This window comes from Alitabrizicola rongguiensis (assembly GCF_021491355.1).
Taxonomy (GTDB): Bacteria; Pseudomonadota; Alphaproteobacteria; order Rhodobacterales; family Rhodobacteraceae; genus Aliitabrizicola; species Aliitabrizicola rongguiensis.
This window is the reverse complement of sequence record NZ_JAKENF010000004.1, coordinates 279266-294999: the sequence shown is the minus strand read 5'-3', so window position 1 is coordinate 294999 and position 15734 is coordinate 279266. Positions and strand designations below refer to the sequence as shown.

The 15734-nt window shown below is 63.1% G+C and carries 16 protein-coding genes and 2 tRNA genes; 9 read left to right on the top strand and 9 right to left on the bottom strand.

What is annotated here, in order from left to right; translation table 11 throughout:
• Window positions 1-39: 39 nt before the first annotated feature.
• A complete protein-coding gene (locus L0V05_RS17565) occupies window positions 40-2010 on the top strand; it encodes an AfsR/SARP family transcriptional regulator (protein ID WP_234872786.1) in 1971 nt (656 codons plus the stop codon).
• 41 nt (window positions 2011-2051) lie between these two features.
• On the opposite strand, the gene L0V05_RS17560 is transcribed toward L0V05_RS17565, so the two are convergent.
• From L0V05_RS17560 to L0V05_RS17545, 4 genes are all read right to left on the bottom strand, one after another.
• Window positions 2052-2612, bottom strand: coding sequence for a hypothetical protein (locus L0V05_RS17560; RefSeq protein ID WP_234872785.1), 561 nt, complete (start codon window positions 2610-2612; stop codon window positions 2052-2054).
• A gap of 14 nt (window positions 2613-2626) precedes the next feature.
• Window positions 2627-4138, bottom strand: a complete 1512-nt coding sequence (locus tag L0V05_RS17555; RefSeq protein WP_234872784.1) for a peroxidase family protein — start codon at window positions 4136-4138, stop codon at window positions 2627-2629.
• A 45-nt stretch (window positions 4139-4183) separates the two neighbouring features.
• The gene (locus L0V05_RS17550; protein WP_234872783.1) at window positions 4184-5092 is read right to left on the bottom strand and encodes a YcaO-like family protein; all 909 of its coding nucleotides are present in this window, start codon (window positions 5090-5092) and stop codon (window positions 4184-4186) included.
• A gap of 104 nt (window positions 5093-5196) precedes the next feature.
• Window positions 5197-5272: transfer RNA gene (locus L0V05_RS17545), tRNA-Lys, on the bottom strand.
• 106 nt (window positions 5273-5378) lie between these two features.
• Between L0V05_RS17545 and dapF the strand changes: the two genes are divergently transcribed.
• The 3 genes from dapF (at window position 5379) to L0V05_RS17530 (ending at window position 7980) form a co-directional block, all read left to right on the top strand.
• Window positions 5379-6221 (top strand): diaminopimelate epimerase, encoded by an 843-nt coding sequence (dapF, locus tag L0V05_RS17540; RefSeq protein ID WP_234872782.1) that lies wholly within the window; start codon window positions 5379-5381, stop codon window positions 6219-6221.
• Window positions 6218-7474 carry a tRNA (N(6)-L-threonylcarbamoyladenosine(37)-C(2))-methylthiotransferase MtaB gene (gene mtaB / locus L0V05_RS17535; protein WP_234872781.1) on the top strand — a complete coding sequence of 419 codons (1257 nt, stop codon included), beginning with the start codon at window positions 6218-6220 and terminating at the stop codon, window positions 7472-7474. The genes dapF and mtaB overlap by 4 nt, the downstream gene beginning before the upstream one ends.
• A gap of 101 nt (window positions 7475-7575) precedes the next feature.
• Complete coding sequence (locus tag L0V05_RS17530) at window positions 7576-7980, top strand: c-type cytochrome (protein ID WP_234872780.1); 405 nt, start codon at window positions 7576-7578, stop codon at window positions 7978-7980.
• A 20-nt stretch (window positions 7981-8000) separates the two neighbouring features.
• On the opposite strand, the gene L0V05_RS17525 is transcribed toward L0V05_RS17530, so the two are convergent.
• Window positions 8001-9029 carry a LacI family DNA-binding transcriptional regulator gene (locus L0V05_RS17525; protein ID WP_319937961.1) on the bottom strand — a complete coding sequence of 343 codons (1029 nt, stop codon included), beginning with the start codon at window positions 9027-9029 and terminating at the stop codon, window positions 8001-8003.
• Between the two features lie 274 nt (window positions 9030-9303).
• Here L0V05_RS17525 and L0V05_RS17520 point away from each other — a divergent pair.
• A tRNA-Arg gene (locus tag L0V05_RS17520) sits at window positions 9304-9379 on the top strand.
• 21 nt (window positions 9380-9400) lie between these two features.
• Here the strand turns inward: L0V05_RS17520 and L0V05_RS17515 are convergent.
• Complete coding sequence (locus tag L0V05_RS17515) at window positions 9401-10102, bottom strand: hypothetical protein (protein ID WP_234872779.1); 702 nt, start codon at window positions 10100-10102, stop codon at window positions 9401-9403.
• Window positions 10074-10367 carry a hypothetical protein gene (locus L0V05_RS17510; RefSeq protein ID WP_406565983.1) on the bottom strand — a complete coding sequence of 98 codons (294 nt, stop codon included), beginning with the start codon at window positions 10365-10367 and terminating at the stop codon, window positions 10074-10076. Before L0V05_RS17510 ends, L0V05_RS17515 begins: the two co-directional genes overlap by 29 nt.
• A 180-nt stretch (window positions 10368-10547) precedes the next feature.
• Here L0V05_RS17510 and L0V05_RS17505 point away from each other — a divergent pair, with 180 nt between their 5' ends.
• The 4 genes from L0V05_RS17505 (at window position 10548) to L0V05_RS17490 (ending at window position 13436) form a co-directional block, all read left to right on the top strand.
• Window positions 10548-10979, top strand: coding sequence for a hypothetical protein (locus L0V05_RS17505; protein ID WP_234872778.1), 432 nt, complete (start codon window positions 10548-10550; stop codon window positions 10977-10979).
• A gap of 136 nt (window positions 10980-11115) precedes the next feature.
• Entirely contained in the window at window positions 11116-11751 is a 636-nt protein-coding gene (gene rnhB / locus L0V05_RS17500) for a ribonuclease HII (RefSeq protein ID WP_234872777.1), read from the top strand.
• Window positions 11752-11836: 85 nt separating this feature from the next.
• Window positions 11837-12952: a site-specific DNA-methyltransferase gene (locus L0V05_RS17495; RefSeq protein ID WP_319937960.1), complete on the top strand. Its 1116-nt coding sequence runs from the start codon at window positions 11837-11839 to the stop codon at window positions 12950-12952.
• A 121-nt stretch (window positions 12953-13073) separates the two neighbouring features.
• The gene (locus L0V05_RS17490; RefSeq protein WP_234872775.1) at window positions 13074-13436 is read left to right on the top strand and encodes a potassium channel family protein; all 363 of its coding nucleotides are present in this window, start codon (window positions 13074-13076) and stop codon (window positions 13434-13436) included.
• Between the two features lie 9 nt (window positions 13437-13445).
• On the opposite strand, the gene L0V05_RS17485 is transcribed toward L0V05_RS17490, so the two are convergent.
• Window positions 13446-14480: a cupin domain-containing protein gene (locus tag L0V05_RS17485; protein WP_234872774.1), complete on the bottom strand. Its 1035-nt coding sequence runs from the start codon at window positions 14478-14480 to the stop codon at window positions 13446-13448.
• A gap of 103 nt (window positions 14481-14583) precedes the next feature.
• Window positions 14584-15732 carry an alkane 1-monooxygenase gene (locus tag L0V05_RS17480; protein WP_234872773.1) on the bottom strand — a complete coding sequence of 383 codons (1149 nt, stop codon included), beginning with the start codon at window positions 15730-15732 and terminating at the stop codon, window positions 14584-14586.
• Window positions 15733-15734 lie beyond the last annotated feature (2 nt).

The window sequence follows — 15734 nt, the reverse complement described above, 5'->3', positions numbered from 1 at the left end:
CGGTAGACGTTGCGGCAATCAAGACCTAATCCTTGGAACATGACCGATCGGTCCAACACTCCTGATGCCTCGCCGCCGCGAAGCTCGCTTAGCTTTCGCGTCTTCGACTCGTTTGAGCTGTTGCTGAACGGCGAGGTGGTTCCGCTGCGACCGACGAAGGCGAAGGCGATCGTCGCGTGGTTCTGCCTCAGCGGACAGTCGCGCATTTCGCGGTCGCGCCTGGCGAGTCTTCTCTGGTCTGGAGCGAACGAGGAAAACAGCCGCGGCTCACTGCGCAACATCCTTTATGTCCTGCGCGACAATCCCCCCGTTCCCGGAATGGACCCGATCGTCTCGGACCGGGAAACCGTGATCTGGACTCTCGACCGCTTGCCAAACGAGGTGGCAGTCGCCCTGTCCGCGCTGGATCAGGGGGACGAGCGGCCGCTGCGTAGTCTTTCGTTGGCCGAAGCGGACCTGCGTTTCGCTACAGACCTGTTCGGGCTGGATCCAGAATTCGAGACTTTCCTGCGGAGCCAGCGCGACCCATTCATCGCTGCGATGGCCGATGCGCTTCGTGCGCGTCTTCAGCCAACCAACCAGAGCGAGTCGAGCCGGGTTGTCGCCGAAAAGCTTCGCGAGCTTGTGCCGCATGATGAAACGGCAACCCGGCATTTGATGCTTCTCGATATTGCCGCCGGCAACAGCGCGGCCGCCCTGGAACACTACAACCGGCTTTGGGCGCTTCTGGATGAGGAATTCGACGTCGAACCTTCGGAGGCGACGCAGGCGCTGGCGGTTCGCATCAAGTCGCAGGGGACGGTCCAGGCGCCCCCGCCCCAGCCTCTCCTTTCGCTTGCACCGGCGCAGGATCGGATCACCGTCTATCTTCGCCCGATTGCCGGCGACATGATGTCCGATGACAACCGGATCGTCGTGAACGGTATGCAGGCCGAAATCGTCTCGTCCCTGCTGACGGTGGGAGACTGGATCGTCATCGAGGCCGACAACGACACGCCGCTTCCCACGATGCGCGGTAACTTTGAACTACGCGGGGTCTTTTCGCCCGGTATCGGAGAGATGCGGGTGATCCTCACGCTGAAAGACACGAGTTCGGGCCGGATCATCTGGACGACTGCCCTGCCGCTGAACCGCGGAGACTGGATCCGCAACAGCGAGCTTGCCGTGCAGCGCCTTGCCTCGCATCTGATCGGCAAGGTCGAATCTCATTACGTCACCAATCTGGATTCGCTCGGGGATGGCGATCTGCCGGACTATGACAAGCTGGTTCGGGCCCGCTGGCTGATGAACGACTGGTCTCCGGATTCCGACCGCCGCGCCGAAGCTTTGATGCGCAGCGTCACCACGAAGGGCGAGGTTGGCCTGCGCGCGCGTGTCATGCTCGCCGAATTGCTGAACAGTCGCAGCGTCGTGTTTCCGGGCCTCTATGCCCCACGAGAAGGCGTCGCCGAGGCCTACGAGATTGCCGAGGGATGCGTACGCGACGACATCTTGAGATCCGATGCCTGGCTGGCGCTGGCCTGGTCGTCCGTGCAGAGTGGTCGCTTTGGGCGCGCGATCGAGGCGGCGGATGAAGCGGCACTTGGCAGTCAGAGCAGCCCGCGCCGGATTGCATCGACAGCCGAAGTTCTGGCGCTTTCGGGCCAGACCGAGCGTGCAGCCCGGCTTTCCGCGGCGGTCAATGTCCTCGATCCGGGCATCAACCGGGCGACCTTGGGGTATCGGGTCTCCATCGCCCTGCTGAGCGGCGATTACGATGGCTGCGTCAGCTATGCGCAGAAGTCAGACAACATCATCGTCTTCGGATATGGCTATGCGGCCGCTGCTGCGGAACTTGCCGGAAAGCCTGATATCGCCAAAGGCTGCTGGGACCGTTTCAAGTCCGATCTCCGCCGACGATGGCATGGAAAAAGCGAGCCGGACGCACTTCAATGGTTTGCCTCTGCCACGCCGCTTAGTCCTGAGGCTGGCCTGAACCGGGTGATCGACGCAATCGCCCGGATTGCCTGAATCCGGGCGGCAGAGCCAAGTGCCAGCAATCCTGCCGTCGCCTAGCGGCAAGACGACGTGGTGTAGTCCGCGATCCTTGACCAGAGGTACTCCATCGTGGACATCCCCGGCGAGTTTCGGAAGTAGTCGTAGTAGTAGTTCGGGCCCACGAACTTGTCGGTATCGCCGGCGATGGACAGCAGACGGGCGTCCTTTTCGGCCTGCTCCAGCAATCCAGCTGTAGGCAGGCGGATGGCGACGCGTTCGGGCTTGTGCTGGACAAGATCGATCGCCGCATCGCGCCGGATGTTGCCGACCTCGATATAGGGATGGACCATCCAGGTTCCGATCGCCGCTGCACTGGTATCCCCTTGCGTCGCCGGCACGAACGCAGCTGCCGCCTCACCCTTGGTCGCTGCGACCTTCGGTGTCAGCATGGGCGCCGGCATCTTCGGGTCGATCCGCTTGTTCGGATCAAGGAAATAGGCGTTCAGATATCCGGCAAAGGCAGTCATCAGGCCCTCGACCGTCTTGGGCCGATCCGCCTCCGGCAAATGCGCAACCGCCGTCAGGAAGGCGCCGACTGGGCGCTGATGCGCGACGGTCATGATAACTTCTGTCATTCTTCGCTATCTCCTCACTCCAAACCCGTCAGGAATTCGATCAACGTCCACATCTCTGGCGCCCTGCCCGCGGGAGGCGGGAAGATCGACCGCGCCCTGTTCAGCTCTGGCTGCGCCGCAATGAAGTTGCGAGCCATGCGCAGGCGAGGCATCAGCACTTCGGCCACCAGAGTCGAGCCAAGCGCGCCAAGCGTACGGCCGCCGCCAAGACCCTGATCGACACCATTCGCGCCAGACTCGACCATCAGATAAAGACTAAGCGGCGGATCGAGCTTCAGGTGATCGGGCGCCTGGCCCGGCTGGGCCGACAGCCAATCTGCCATCACCGCTCGGCGTCCTGCCTGAGACCACAGAACCCATCCTGCGCATCCGGCCCGGTTTGCAAGATGCGGCGCCAGCAGCTCGGCCAGGGCCGCGACGCTCTGCAACCGGCCTGTCGCGCTGCTGGCCAGGTCGCGTAGCGCGAGATCGCTCTTGCGCCCGCCTGGGATGGCGCGGTTCTTGCCGACCCTTTCCAGATCCGGCGGCAGGTCCGGACCGATGCGGCGGGCCATCTGCAACTGTGGCCCGTCACCGAAGAACAGTCGCCAATCCACCCGCCAGAAGTTCGAGTTTCCGGCCCGGATACCTTCCAGGCCGGGGGGAACCGGGCCGATCAGGTCACCAAGCGGCATCACCGGGCTGCGGTCGTTCAGCCAGTAGGTCGATCGTACCATCGCATGGCCGAAGCGGAATGCGGCATTGGTGAACTCGACGGGGATTGCGAATCCTTCGCGTTCAGCTGCCAGATCGACCAGGCGCCAGCCGTTCGCCCGAACCATCGCCAGCACTGCCGGATGAAGCAGACGCGCCAGAAGATCGTGCTCGATGATGTCGAGATAGACCTCGGCTGTCAGGCAGCGCGCGAGAAGCCGCGCCCGCTGCTCCGGAAACTCCTCGGACAGCGCGGAAGCCGCCAGATCGAAATAGCGGACAAACAGCGCAGACAACTGCGACAGGAACGGCGTATCGCCGTTTCGCGCATCATGTGCGTCTACGGTGTTGCCGGTCCAGGTCAGGTCGACCGCGACGGGCCTTCCAGGATCCGAGGCCGAAAGTCGGAAGCGATAGAGCTTCGGCATGGCGCGCGCGCTTGACAGCGGGCCGAAGATCGAATCAAGCGTCAGCCCATGACCGCGCGCATCGTCCGGCCGGTAGGTCTCGTCGGGTCCGAACGTATGTGCGGCCACATCATGAGCGACCAGCTGGGCCAGGAAGGTGTAGCCGGCGGGCATGCTGCCCGGCAGGGCATCGACTTTCCAGGCATCGTCGACAAGGTGCTCGGCCACCGGTTCCAAATGCCGCAACGTCTCGGCGACCGAGCCTGCACCGGCATAGAGCCGTGATGGATCAGGTTGCGCCGCGTCGCACAGATAGTTGCGCCGGTCCGGGGGCAGGGTGGCTGCCCGAATGGCCCGCGCTTCAAGGACCGCCCGCGCGTGGCCGCGTGGCTCAAGCGGGTCAGTGGATTGATCGTCGCGGGCCATGCAATCCGTTCCTGTTGCCTTTAGATGGTCGTAAATTGGCGTCCGTCATTCAAACGTCAAAGGACTTTGAAGGATCGGGCGCCAGCGGGGCAGGGTGGAGGAAACCGCACGCCAGACCGGGAGGCCAAGTGCGGGATGAGTCAGCTCGACAAGGCTCATATCCTGCCCGGCCTCGTGGCAAAGCAGGATCAGGTCATCCGCCGAAAGGGATTGGCCAGGGTGCGTCTCAGTCAGCGTGACAGGTCTTGCGACGCGCCGGGCCAGCGCCCTGTCCATTGCCAGCGCTCGCTGGTGATCCGGATGGCCGGGCGGCGCGAGCAGGGCCACCTCGGACAGAAGCGCTTCGGCAAGTGCGGCCTGGCTGGCCTCGACGGCACCGTCGGCGGCAGCGCTCCCAAGAACCATCGGCCCACCTCCCGCATCGCCGGTTATGACGAGGCAAGTGGCGATGCCTGGTATCGCCTCGATCAGCCAGCATCGGCTCCAGCGAAGCGTTTCGCCCTGTCGATAGCGGGTCATGGTCTCGAGATCGATATCGATTTCAAAGGCTTCTGCCTTGCCAAGCCACCATAGGGCTAAAGCGGCCCTCTCGACCCGTTCAAGCACGGCACTCTTGCGCGCGAGGGTATCGTCCGAATGCGCCGCGCAGCCTTCACTCCCCAGATCCGCCGGATCGGTCAGGTTGCGGGCCCGCGCGTCAACGGGCCCGGCCGCTGTCGCGGCCCAGACAGGAAGTGGATGCGCCACGGTGCCAATCGAAAGGTTCTCGACCGCTTCGCCAAGGCATCCCAGCCTGGCTGCGGCGGCGTCCGTGCCCTTGCCGGTTGCAAGGCGCGATATCGGATCGAGCGCTCCCTTCCAGCGGCCGAAGGCAACATGAAGACCAGGCGCGAGCGGCGAGCGCATCTCGTGGATCTCCAGATCGGCAGCAAGGCTTTCAAGGGAAACTCGCATTTCGCCGATCTGTCTGATTCGCCTATGCGAAATCATACCGGCACCGAGCGCCCCCGATAGCCGGATGCGACCGCTTGCGCGATTCTGTCAACTCGGGGGAGAAGTGGTGAGCCCAACAGGATTCGAACCTGTGACCCACTGATTAAAAGTCAGTTGCTCTACCAACTGAGCTATGGGCCCACAACGCGGGTTTCCTATGGAGTTCAGCCCGGAGGGTCAATACCCTTTCCACAACTTTCCGGGCACATACTGGCAAATGCAGGGGCAGAGGCGTATATGCCTGCCCATGAACGCGCGCATTCCAGATACGGGCCTGCCCTTCATGAAGATGCATGGGCTGGGCAACGACTTCGTCGTCATCGACTCGCGGGGTCGTGGGGCGGCGGTGACGACGCCTGCCTTGGCGCGGGCGCTTGGCGATCGCAATCGCGGGGTCGGATTTGATCAGCTGGCCGAGATTCGCGCTGGCGACGAGGGCGGAATATCGCTCGACTTCTGGAACAGCGACGGCAGCCGTGCCGGGGCGTGCGGAAACGCCACGCGCTGCGTTGCGGATTTCGTGATGCGGGATACGGGGCAGGACCGGATCGCTATCCGGACGGCCCGGGGTGAGCTGGTGGCGCTGCGCCGAGCGGATGGGCTGGTCAGCGTCAACATGGGCCAGCCGCAGCTCGACTGGGCCGAAGTGCCCCTATCGGATGCGTTGGACACCTTGCATCTGCCGATCTCAGGCGATCCGGTCGCGGTAGGCATGGGGAACCCGCACTGTGTCTTCTTCGTTCCAGATGCCGAAGCGGTCGATGTCGCGGGTCTGGGCAGCCGGGTGGAACACGATCCGCTTTTCCCGCAGTCCACGAACGTGGAGTTTGCCAGCATGACTGCCCCGGACCGGCTGCGGATGCGGGTCTGGGAACGCGGGACCGGCATAACGCTGGCTTGCGGATCGGGGGCCTGCGCAACCGCGGTTGCCGCGCACCGGCGCGGGCTGACTGGGCGGCATGTGCTGCTTGATCTCGATGGGGGCACGCTCGAAATCGACTGGCGCGATGACGGCGTCTGGATGACCGGGCCGACAGCACATGTCTTCGATGCGGTGCTGACCCCAGCCTATCTCTCCGCCACGGCATGAGCGCGCCTCCGGTCTTTGCGACGCTCGGGTGCCGGCTGAACGCCTACGAAACCGAAGCGATGAAAGAGCTGGCGGCCTCTGCCGGGCTTGATGGTGCGGTCGTGGTGAACACCTGCGCCGTGACCGCCGAAGCCGTCCGGAAGGCCAAGCAGGAAATCCGCCGCCTGCGCCGCGAAAACCCGGACGCCATGCTGATCGTCACCGGCTGCGCGGCCCAGACCGAACCCGGGACCTTCGCGGCCATGGCCGAAGTCGACCGGGTCATCGGCAATACCGAAAAGATGCAGGCGGCGACATGGGCCGCGATGTCGGCGCCTGATCTGATCGGCGAGACTGAACGGGTCAAGGTCGATGACATCATGGCCGTCAGGGAAACAGCCGGCCATCTGATCGACGGCTTCGGCCGCCATCGCGCCTATGTGCAGGTCCAGAACGGCTGCGACCATCGCTGCACCTTCTGCATCATCCCTTATGGCCGCGGTAACTCGCGCTCGGTTCCGGCCGGCGTCGTCGTCGAGCAGATCAAGCGGCTGGTGGGCAAGGGCTTCAACGAGGTCGTGCTGACTGGTGTGGACCTGACAAGCTGGGGCGCCGACCTGCCTGGTCAGCCGCGCCTTGGCGATCTTGTCATGCGGATCCTGCGGCTTGTGCCCGACTTGCCTCGCCTGCGGATCAGTTCGATCGACTCGATCGAGGCCGACGAGAACCTGATGATCGCCATCGCAACCGAGCCGCGTTTGATGCCGCATCTTCACCTGAGCCTTCAGGCGGGGGACGACATGATCCTCAAGCGGATGAAACGGCGGCACCTGCGCGATGATGCGATCCGTTTTTGCGAGGACGCCCGCAAGCTGCGTCCCGATATCGTCTTCGGCGCCGATGTCATTGCAGGATTCCCGACTGAAACCGACGAGATGTTCGAAAACACGCTGAAGCTCGTCGACGATTGTGGCCTGACCTTCCTGCACGTCTTCCCCTTCAGCCCTCGCAAGGGAACGCCGGCTGCGCGGATGCCGCAGGTGCCCGGCCCGGCCATCAAGGCACGCGCCGCCCGGCTGAGATCGGCGGGCGACACTGCACTGCGGTCCCACCTGTCCGCGCAGGTCGGGCGAAAGCTGCATGTCCTGACCGAGGGCCCTCGTCTTGGCAGGACCGAACAGTTTGCCGAGGTTGCGTTCGACAGCGACCAGCCCGAAGGCACGATCATCGAAACGCGCATCACCGGCTACCAGAACGGGCGTCTCACGGCCTGAGGCGCCATCAAGCTTGCAGTTGATCCCCATCAAGGCGCTCCCGGAGATTTGCGCGCAGTATTCCCGATACGGAACGCGCAGATTTAGGGAGGAGTAAGCCGATGCGTAGTCTATTACTCAGTGCTACTGCGGTCACGTGTCTTGGATTTCCAGCCTTTGCGGCAGACGACAACGCCGTGGGAAAGGCACTTTACGAAGGTTACTGTGCTGCATGTCACGGGGCAAAAGGGATGGGCGATGGCGACATGGCCGATGTCCTGACTGTTCCCGCGCCTAACCTGACGTTGATCGCAAAACAGAACGGCGGTGAATTCCCGATGCTCAAGGTGATCCACATCATCGACGGCAGGACGGGAATGCGTGCCCACGGCGGACCTATGCCGCTATGGGGGGATGTGTTCTCATTGGGTACGACGGACCCATCGCTTGTCTACAACGGCGAGATCATGGCCCGTGGCCGTGTGCTTTCGCTCGCCGTGTATCTGGAATCGCTGCAGACTGAATAGTGCGGCGCAATCCGGCGGGCTCAGGCCCGCCGGATTGTATCGCCCGGCTCCAGCGTCGGTGTGAGTTCGACGACCTCGCCGCCAATCACGCCCTCCCGGTGCTTGCCCGCAACGATCTCGGCGGCGATGCGCCCGATCTCGTAGCGGCACGCGTCCATCGTGGCCAGGCGCCGCGGCAGGCCATCGAGCAACTCCACCCCATTGAATCCGGCGAGTCCCAGCTTGTTGGGGATGTCGATCCCCTTGTCGAGGCAGTAGAGCAGTCCGCCCGCGCCAATCATGTCGTTTGAGTAATACAGGAAATCCAGATCCGGCGTACGCGACAGGATGGCTGCCGTCATTTCTCGCCCCTTAAGAAGGGCCGACCCGCCCGAATAGAACTCGCGATCCGCAAGGGTCAGCCCGGCCTTGGCCAACCCCTCCTCGAATCCGTCAAGCCGTTTCCGTGCCCGATGGTCATGCGGCATCATCGTGCCCAGAAATCCGATGCGGCGATAGCCGGCGGCGATGATCGCCGCTGCCATTTCGAGACCGGCCCGCCGGTGGGAAATGCCGACGGCGCTGTCCACTGGCGTTCCGTCGATGTCCATAATCTCGACAATCGGAATGCCGGCATTGGCCAGCATCGCTTGCGATGCATCGCTGTGCTCGAGCCCGGCGATGATTACACCTGACGGTCGCCAGGAAAGCATCTCGTAAAGCACGGCCTCCTCGCGCTCGGGCGAGTAGTTCGTCACACCCACGACAGGTTGCAGTCCAGTATCCTCGAGTGTTTCGGATATGCCGGTCAGCACTTCGGGGAAGACCATGTTCGACAGAGACGGGATGATGACCCCGACAAGGTTGACCCTTTGGCTGGCCAGGGCACCAGCGATCTTGTTCGGCACATAGCCAAGCTTGCGCGCGGCATCCAGAACCCGCTCCCGCGTCGTATCTGAAACATCCCCCCTGCTTCGCAACACCCGACTTACGGTCATTTCGCTGACGCCAGAGGCTTCCGAGACATCGCGAAGGGTAAGGGTGCGCTTGGGATCGGGAATGCGAGCCACTTGGATAGGTTCTCCTCAAGCCTGCGGGGTGAACCCTTGTTAGCGCCAAACTTCCCGCTTGTCCAAGCCGTCGGAAATGGCTATGTTACCGCTAACAGTTCTGGCGAATCCGGGACTGGCGATGTCCTGCGCGTCCTGCAAGCTCTCAACTCCGACGCAAGGGACCTGAAGGGGGAGTGGTGGGCCAAAAGCACTCCCCCTTTCCATTTTCCGATCAGACGCCAAGACAGGTTGCGCAAATCCGCGTTTGACAGCATGTAGGGCGCAGGTGAACGGCCCCGTAGCTCAGGGGATAGAGCGACCGCCTCCTAAGCGGTAGGTCACAGGTTCGAATCCTGTCGGGGCCGCCACCTGTCTTTCAGGTCAGCGCCTCAGACCACCCGGATGACATCTTTTCCGACCGCCAGCACATAGCCACGCTTGGCGATGGTTCGTACCAGAAGCTCGCTGACCATCTGGTTGCCAAGCGCATCGCGCAGCCGCTTGATCCGGGTCGCCCCTGCGGCCTCTTCGCAATCGGTCTCGGACCGCCCCGAAATCACGGCCTCGATCTGCGCGCCGGTCAGAACCTCGTCGTCCATTCGCGCCTCAGCCAGCACCGCCAGTGTCTCGATCGCGGCCTCGGTCAGCTGAAACTCCATGTCGTTGATGTAGACCGACCGGCTTTCTCGCGCGATGAGCAGGGACGAGACCTGGATGCCAGACCGCTGGATCGCCGAGATGCGCCGGTTTAGCGCGACAATCGTGACCAGAAAGACCAGCGCCGCGATCAGAAGTGCCGTCGCAAAGACCAGAAGCACGAAGATGACCTGCCGGTAGCTTTGAAGCACTTCCTGGAACGACGTTCCCGACTGTGCGAGGATCTCCAGCAACCGAAGCTCGGATGGAGTGCGCAGGTCGTTCTCGACGAAGATGCGCTCCACCCGGGCGTTGAAGGCATTGGCGTCCGGAAGGTTCAGGAAAAGGAACACGGCCGCGCCGAGCAGGATCAGCACGATCGCCGCGATACCGCCAGCAACAACCCGGTTGCCCCGGCGCGCCGCATCAGTAGCGGAGGAACTGGTCTCCGGCACTCGCTTTCCTTTCTTCCAATCCGTCCGGCCCGAACAGGCTGACGACCTTGAGCAATGTCCAGCCCGCTGCCGCCAGCCGCGGCGCCAGGGCCGAGGCGGCGTCCGCCGTGCTTCCGCAAGCTCCGTCGGGAATCTGCGCCACACCATAAGCAAGTTGAAGAGGCGGTTCCCGCTTCGCCTTGTAATCGGCGTAGCAATCCGCCTTGGCCGCACCGGCCAGCGCGAGGCCTAGCGATATTGCCGCAAGCGTTGTCCGCATGTTCATCACCTTCTCCCTGATTGCCGGCAGAGTGGGGTGAAGCGATCTGTCATTCAATGGCAGAAGGGGGACCCGCGGCTGTTATCCGATAACAAGCCGTCGATATTGCCTGTCCGCCGGGAGGTGCCCCACCTGATCCGCATCGGCCCCGCGGCAGTCTCGGGGCCCCCCGGAAAGGATCGGCACATGTCCCGCATTCGCCTCATCATCCTGAACTCCGTTACCGCGATCGCCGTCGCCGGCGCTGCCGTGACCGCAAGCAGCGGACCGGTTTCCGCCCGCGACAATGACGATGGCTGGAAGGTCATCCTTGGTATCGCGGCTGGCGCCCTTGCCGTCGGAGCGCTGGCTCCCCGTGGATCTTTGGCGGCGCCGGTCACGCGCTATGCACCGGCACCTGTCTATGTCGACCCGCCGCGATACGCCGGGCCGACCCCGGTCTACGTCTATCCCGGACGTCCCGGCTACGGCCAACCTGCCTGGCAGGATGACGGGTGGGAGGAAGGCAATTGGCGTGACGACGACTGGCGCGAGCACGACCGTCGCCATCGCCACAATCATCGCCGCGCCGAACCTCCGGTCTACTACACGCAGCCCGGCTGGACGCCCTGGCGCTGAGCCACAAGCGCGCATGTAACTGCCCCCAGGCTGTGCGCGCATCCGGCGTCCTGCCCCCAGGATGCCAATCTGGGGTGGAGGGTCGAGCAGCCTCCACCCCCTTTTCTTTCCAAACGCGGCGCGGCAGGGTGCCGTCATGCCGTCTTTGCCCGATTTCAGTTTCGAAGCCCGTGTTCTTGCCCGCGGCCCCAACCGGATTGCCGGGGTAGATGAGGTCGGTCGCGGCCCGCTTGCCGGTCCTGTGGTGGCTGCCGCGGTGATCCTTTCGCCCGACGGTATTCCGCCGGGACTGAACGATTCCAAGCGCCTTACGGCGAAGCGGCGCGAGGAACTGAACCTTATCCTGCGCCAGACGGCGATCTTCGCCTTGGGGCAGGCCAGTGTTGAAGAGATCGACGCACTGAATATCCTCAATGCCAGCCTCCTTGCCATGAAGCGTGCCGTCGCCGCCCTGCCGCTTGCCGCCCAACACCTGCTGATCGACGGCAACCGCCTGCCGCCCGACCTGCCTTGCTCGGCAGAAGCGATTGTTGGGGGCGATGCGCGCTGCCTGTCGATTGCGGCTGCCTCGATCATCGCCAAGGTCGAACGTGACCGGATCATGGTGGATTTGGCGCAACAGCACCCCGGCTACGGCTGGGAATCCAATGCCGGCTACCCAACCGCTGATCATCGCGCCGCGCTGAAAAAACTGGGGGTCACCGCAGCGCATAGGCGTTCGTTCAGGCCCGTCCACAACATCTTGTATCAAGATGTTTCTGTAAGTACTTGATTCAAAAAAGAATTTGACGGCGAATCATCCCTGACTCATCCTGCAATCCAACAAGCGGCACACCAGAGGCCGCGAGACAGAGGCAGTGATGACGAAGACCAAGACCCCGGCCGAAGCCCAGGTGCTTCCGCTGAACCAGATCCTTGCAGGCGATTGCGTGGAGGTGATGAACTCCCTCCCGGCAGGTTCTGTTGACCTGATCTTCGCCGATCCGCCCTATAACCTGCAGCTCAAGGGCGAACTTCACCGCCCCGACAATTCACGCGTCGATGCCGTCGACGACCACTGGGACCAGTTCTCGAGCTTCGCCGCCTACGACCGGTTCACCCATGACTGGCTGAAGGCCGCCCGACGGCTCTTGAAGCCGAACGGTGCGATCTGGGTCATCGGCAGCTACCACAACATCTTCCGTGTCGGTGCGGCGATGCAGGATGCGGGCTACTGGCTCCTGAACGATGTCGTGTGGCGCAAGTCGAACCCGATGCCCAACTTCCGCGGCAAGCGCCTGACCAATGCACATGAGACGCTGATCTGGGCCAGCCGCGACGAGGCCAGCAAATACACCTTCAACTACGAGGCGCTGAAGGAACTCAACGACGGCGTGCAGATGCGGTCTGACTGGGTGATCCCCCTCTGCACCGGCGGCGAGCGGCTCAAGGACGCCAACGGCGACAAGGCCCATCCGACGCAAAAGCCCGAAGCGCTGCTCCACCGGGTATTGCTCGCCACGACAAACCCCGGCGATGTGGTGCTTGACCCGTTCTTCGGCACCGGCACGACTGGCGCGGTCGCCAAGATGCTGGGCCGCTCCTACATCGGCATCGAGCGCGAGGAAGCCTACCGTCAGGCAGCGACCGCCCGCCTCGACCGCATCCGCCCCTTCGACCGGTCGGCGCTGGATGTCACCGGCTCGAAGCGCGCCGAACCGCGTGTGCCCTTTGGCACCGTGGTGGAGCGCGGCATGCTGCGCCCCGGCGAGGTTCTGGTAAGCCCGCGCGGCAAGACCGCCCGCGTTCGTGCCGACGGCACGCTGATTTCCGACGAAACCAAGGGGTCGATCCATCAGGTCGGCGCGGCGCTGGAAGGTGCACCGTCCTGCAACGGCTGGACCTACTGGCACTTCAAGCGTGACGGCCAGATGATCCCGATCGACATCCTGCGGCAACAGATCCGCGCCGAAATGGGCGACGCCGCGCATTGACCTGATCCGACATTCCGAACCGCCTGCAGCTCGGTCCCCTTGACCGGACTGCAACCTTGCCCGCCGTGACATCACGGCGGGCTTTTTTTATGGTGGCAGCCCTTCCGGCAGGAGCAGACCGATGACGAAGATCTTTGCCGCCTACGCTGACCTTGCCCATGCGATCGGCGTCGCCTTTCGCACGCCGAGGTTTCTTGCACTGCTGTTCTTCACGACGCTGATCGCCTCGGCCGGCGCATTTGCCTTCCGCCTGCTCGAAGGCTGGTCGCTGATCGACTCCTTCTATTTCAGCGTCGTCTCCATGGCGACCGTCGGCTACGGCGACCTCGCCCCCAAGACCCCCGCCGGCCGGATCTTCACCATCGGCTTCCTGCTGGTCGGGATCGGCATGTTTGTCCTGACCGTATCGACATTGGCCGAGATCGTGATCCGCGAAATCCGCAGGAGCATGGCCGACGCCGGCGATCCGCCTCGCAAGGACTAGCGCCCCTGCCTAACCAGGCAAGAAGAAATGCGATTCCTTGGGAAGCTTCGCGACCGTCTCTTCAGGCAGGCCGAGATTGGCGCGCAGGATGTCATCGGGGTTCGAGGCAAGCCACGCCGAAAGTTCGTTCGACTGGTAGTGCGGATGGTTGAAACCGATGAGCACCTTCAGGACGCCTGCGCCGGTATTCTTGATGTAATGCCCCGAACCCATCGGCGCATAACCGACATCGCCCGCTTCGAACTGTTCGGTCACCACGGTGCCCTCGGCAAGGAAGACTGACATCTCGGCGCTGCCTTCGATATAGTACTGCCATTCGTCAGCCGACGGATGCCAATGCAGTTCCCGCAAGCCGCCTGGTTCGATCTCCAACAGTGATCCGGCCATGGTCTGCGAGATCGGGAATTCCTTTGCAGTAACCGTCCGCTGCAATCCACCGCCCGGAACCCGGCGTGGCTCCTGCGCGGCAAGCGGATAGCGGTGCATGGCGGCAAGTGCCGGTTCCCCTCGTAAGGTGCTGAGGAGCGAACGGTCGGTCGCCGGGGTGCCCTGGGCGAAATAGACCTCGCCCTTCGGCAGGCGGCTGATTTCGTCCAGCGACAGGCCCAGACTTTGGGCAAGGATTGCCGGCGGGGTCCGTGACATCCAATCGGTGACGGAAAAGGTGTGATCCTCGGAAAAGTCGCCGTTGTCGAAGATCAGGATAAAATGGCACTCGCCCGTGCCCGTTGCCTGGATCGCGTGCCCCCAGCCGCGGGGAAAATACCAGACGTCGCCGGGGTAGAAGTCGTTCGTCGCCGATCCGCCGTCGGGGTGCAGCACCGTCGTCCGACAGGAGCCGGAAATGACAAAGGCCCATTCCGCCGCGTTCGCGTGCCAGTGCATCTCGCGCATCGCGCCGGGCTGAAGGCGCATCGAAACGCCGGCGATCCCGATGCTGGTCGGAAAGTCATGGACCGAAGCGCCCCGCGTGATCCCTCCCGGCCCAAGGCGCGGCTCTTTCTGTTCCAGACGATAGCGGAAGGAGGGTAAGCTTCTGGTCATCACAACACCGGTCTGTGGCAATATGCGCCGCATCTAGGATGAAGCACGCCCGGCCTGTCAAAGCAAAATGCCGCAGAGAGTCGCGGACCTCTCGATTTCGGGGTCAGGCAGCGCCTTTGGGCATGGGATTCAACGCCTTGTTATATGGCTTCCAGTCGGCGATGTCGGGATAGAATTGCTTCCGCCACGCCTTGACGCGTGGGTTCATCACCCGCTTCCAGGCTGGTGGAACCATCGCGAGCGTCGTCATGATGGGATAGCCATAAGGCAATTGCGGTGCCTGCTCTTCGTCATAGGTCTGCAAAAGCGGGAAGCGACGGTCAGGCTTGTAGTGGTGGTCAGAATGGCGCTGCAGGTTGATGAGCAGCCAGTTCGATGCCCGGTAATCGGAGTTCCAGCTGTGGCGTGGCAGGACATGTTCGTATCTGCCCTCGCCCTTGTATCGCCGGGTAAGGCCGTAATGTTCGATGTAATCGACCAGTTCCAGCTGCCAAACTGCGATATAGGCTTGCCAGATGAACAGCGCGAGGCCGATCCACCCGCCCAGCCCGAACGCCAATGCCAGCATCAAAAACTGGAGCGCCGCATAACGCCAGAATGGATTCGAGCGGTGCCACCAGGGCAGGTTTCGCCGCGCCAGCATCGCCACCTCGGCGCGCCAGGCGCTTTGCGGACACTCCCACAGAACTCGTGGAAAGAAGCGATGAAAGCCTTCATTGTAGCGCGCCGTCACCGCATCGCGCGGGGTGCCGACCCAGGGATGATGGACCCGCAGATGTTCCGAGCGGAAATGGCTGTAGAGCACCATCGACAGAAGGATATCGCCCAGCCAGCGTTCGAAGGCGGGCTTCTGGTGCATTAACTCATGCGAGTAGGTGATGCCGATTGTGCCGGAAACGATTCCCAGCCCGAAGAACAGACCGATCTTTTCTCCTAGCGACAGGTGTCCGGTATGGGTCACATACCAGATCACCCAGAACAGAAGGACGAACTGTAACGGAACCCAGACGATGGTGATGAGCCGATACCAGAACAGCCCGGCCTCGGGCGTATCGAGATCGGCATTGTCCTCCGTGCGTCCTTCGACAGTATCCAGGACCGAGAACATCCCCCAGGAATAAAGCGGCAGAAGTGCGATCACCCAACCGCCCAGAAGGGTCGCGGCAACCGCGATCGGCATAAGGCCGAGCGAGAGCCAGAAGGGCAGCGCCCGCTTGAGCTTCATCACGTCCGAACTGGGGATAGTGGTCATCG

What these genes read in the sequence shown, in the direction of transcription:
- L0V05_RS17565 (WP_234872786.1), top strand. Translation starts at nt 40, where the DNA reads ATGACCGATCGGTCCAACACTCCTGATGCCTCGCCGCCGCGAAGCTCG.
- L0V05_RS17560 (WP_234872785.1), bottom strand. Translation starts at nt 2,612, where the DNA reads ATGACAGAAGTTATCATGACCGTCGCGCATCAGCGCCCAGTCGGCGCC.
- L0V05_RS17555 (WP_234872784.1), bottom strand. Translation starts at nt 4,138, where the DNA reads ATGGCCCGCGACGATCAATCCACTGACCCGCTTGAGCCACGCGGCCAC.
- L0V05_RS17550 (WP_234872783.1), bottom strand. Translation starts at nt 5,092, where the DNA reads ATGCGAGTTTCCCTTGAAAGCCTTGCTGCCGATCTGGAGATCCACGAG.
- dapF (WP_234872782.1), top strand. Translation starts at nt 5,379, where the DNA reads ATGAACGCGCGCATTCCAGATACGGGCCTGCCCTTCATGAAGATGCAT.
- mtaB (WP_234872781.1), top strand. Translation starts at nt 6,218, where the DNA reads ATGAGCGCGCCTCCGGTCTTTGCGACGCTCGGGTGCCGGCTGAACGCC.
- L0V05_RS17530 (WP_234872780.1), top strand. Translation starts at nt 7,576, where the DNA reads ATGCGTAGTCTATTACTCAGTGCTACTGCGGTCACGTGTCTTGGATTT.
- L0V05_RS17510 (WP_406565983.1), bottom strand. Translation starts at nt 10,367, where the DNA reads ATGAACATGCGGACAACGCTTGCGGCAATATCGCTAGGCCTCGCGCTG.
- L0V05_RS17505 (WP_234872778.1), top strand. Translation starts at nt 10,548, where the DNA reads ATGTCCCGCATTCGCCTCATCATCCTGAACTCCGTTACCGCGATCGCC.
- rnhB (WP_234872777.1), top strand. Translation starts at nt 11,116, where the DNA reads ATGCCGTCTTTGCCCGATTTCAGTTTCGAAGCCCGTGTTCTTGCCCGC.
- L0V05_RS17490 (WP_234872775.1), top strand. Translation starts at nt 13,074, where the DNA reads ATGACGAAGATCTTTGCCGCCTACGCTGACCTTGCCCATGCGATCGGC.
- L0V05_RS17485 (WP_234872774.1), bottom strand. Translation starts at nt 14,480, where the DNA reads ATGACCAGAAGCTTACCCTCCTTCCGCTATCGTCTGGAACAGAAAGAG.
- L0V05_RS17480 (WP_234872773.1), bottom strand. Translation starts at nt 15,732, where the DNA reads ATGACCACTATCCCCAGTTCGGACGTGATGAAGCTCAAGCGGGCGCTG.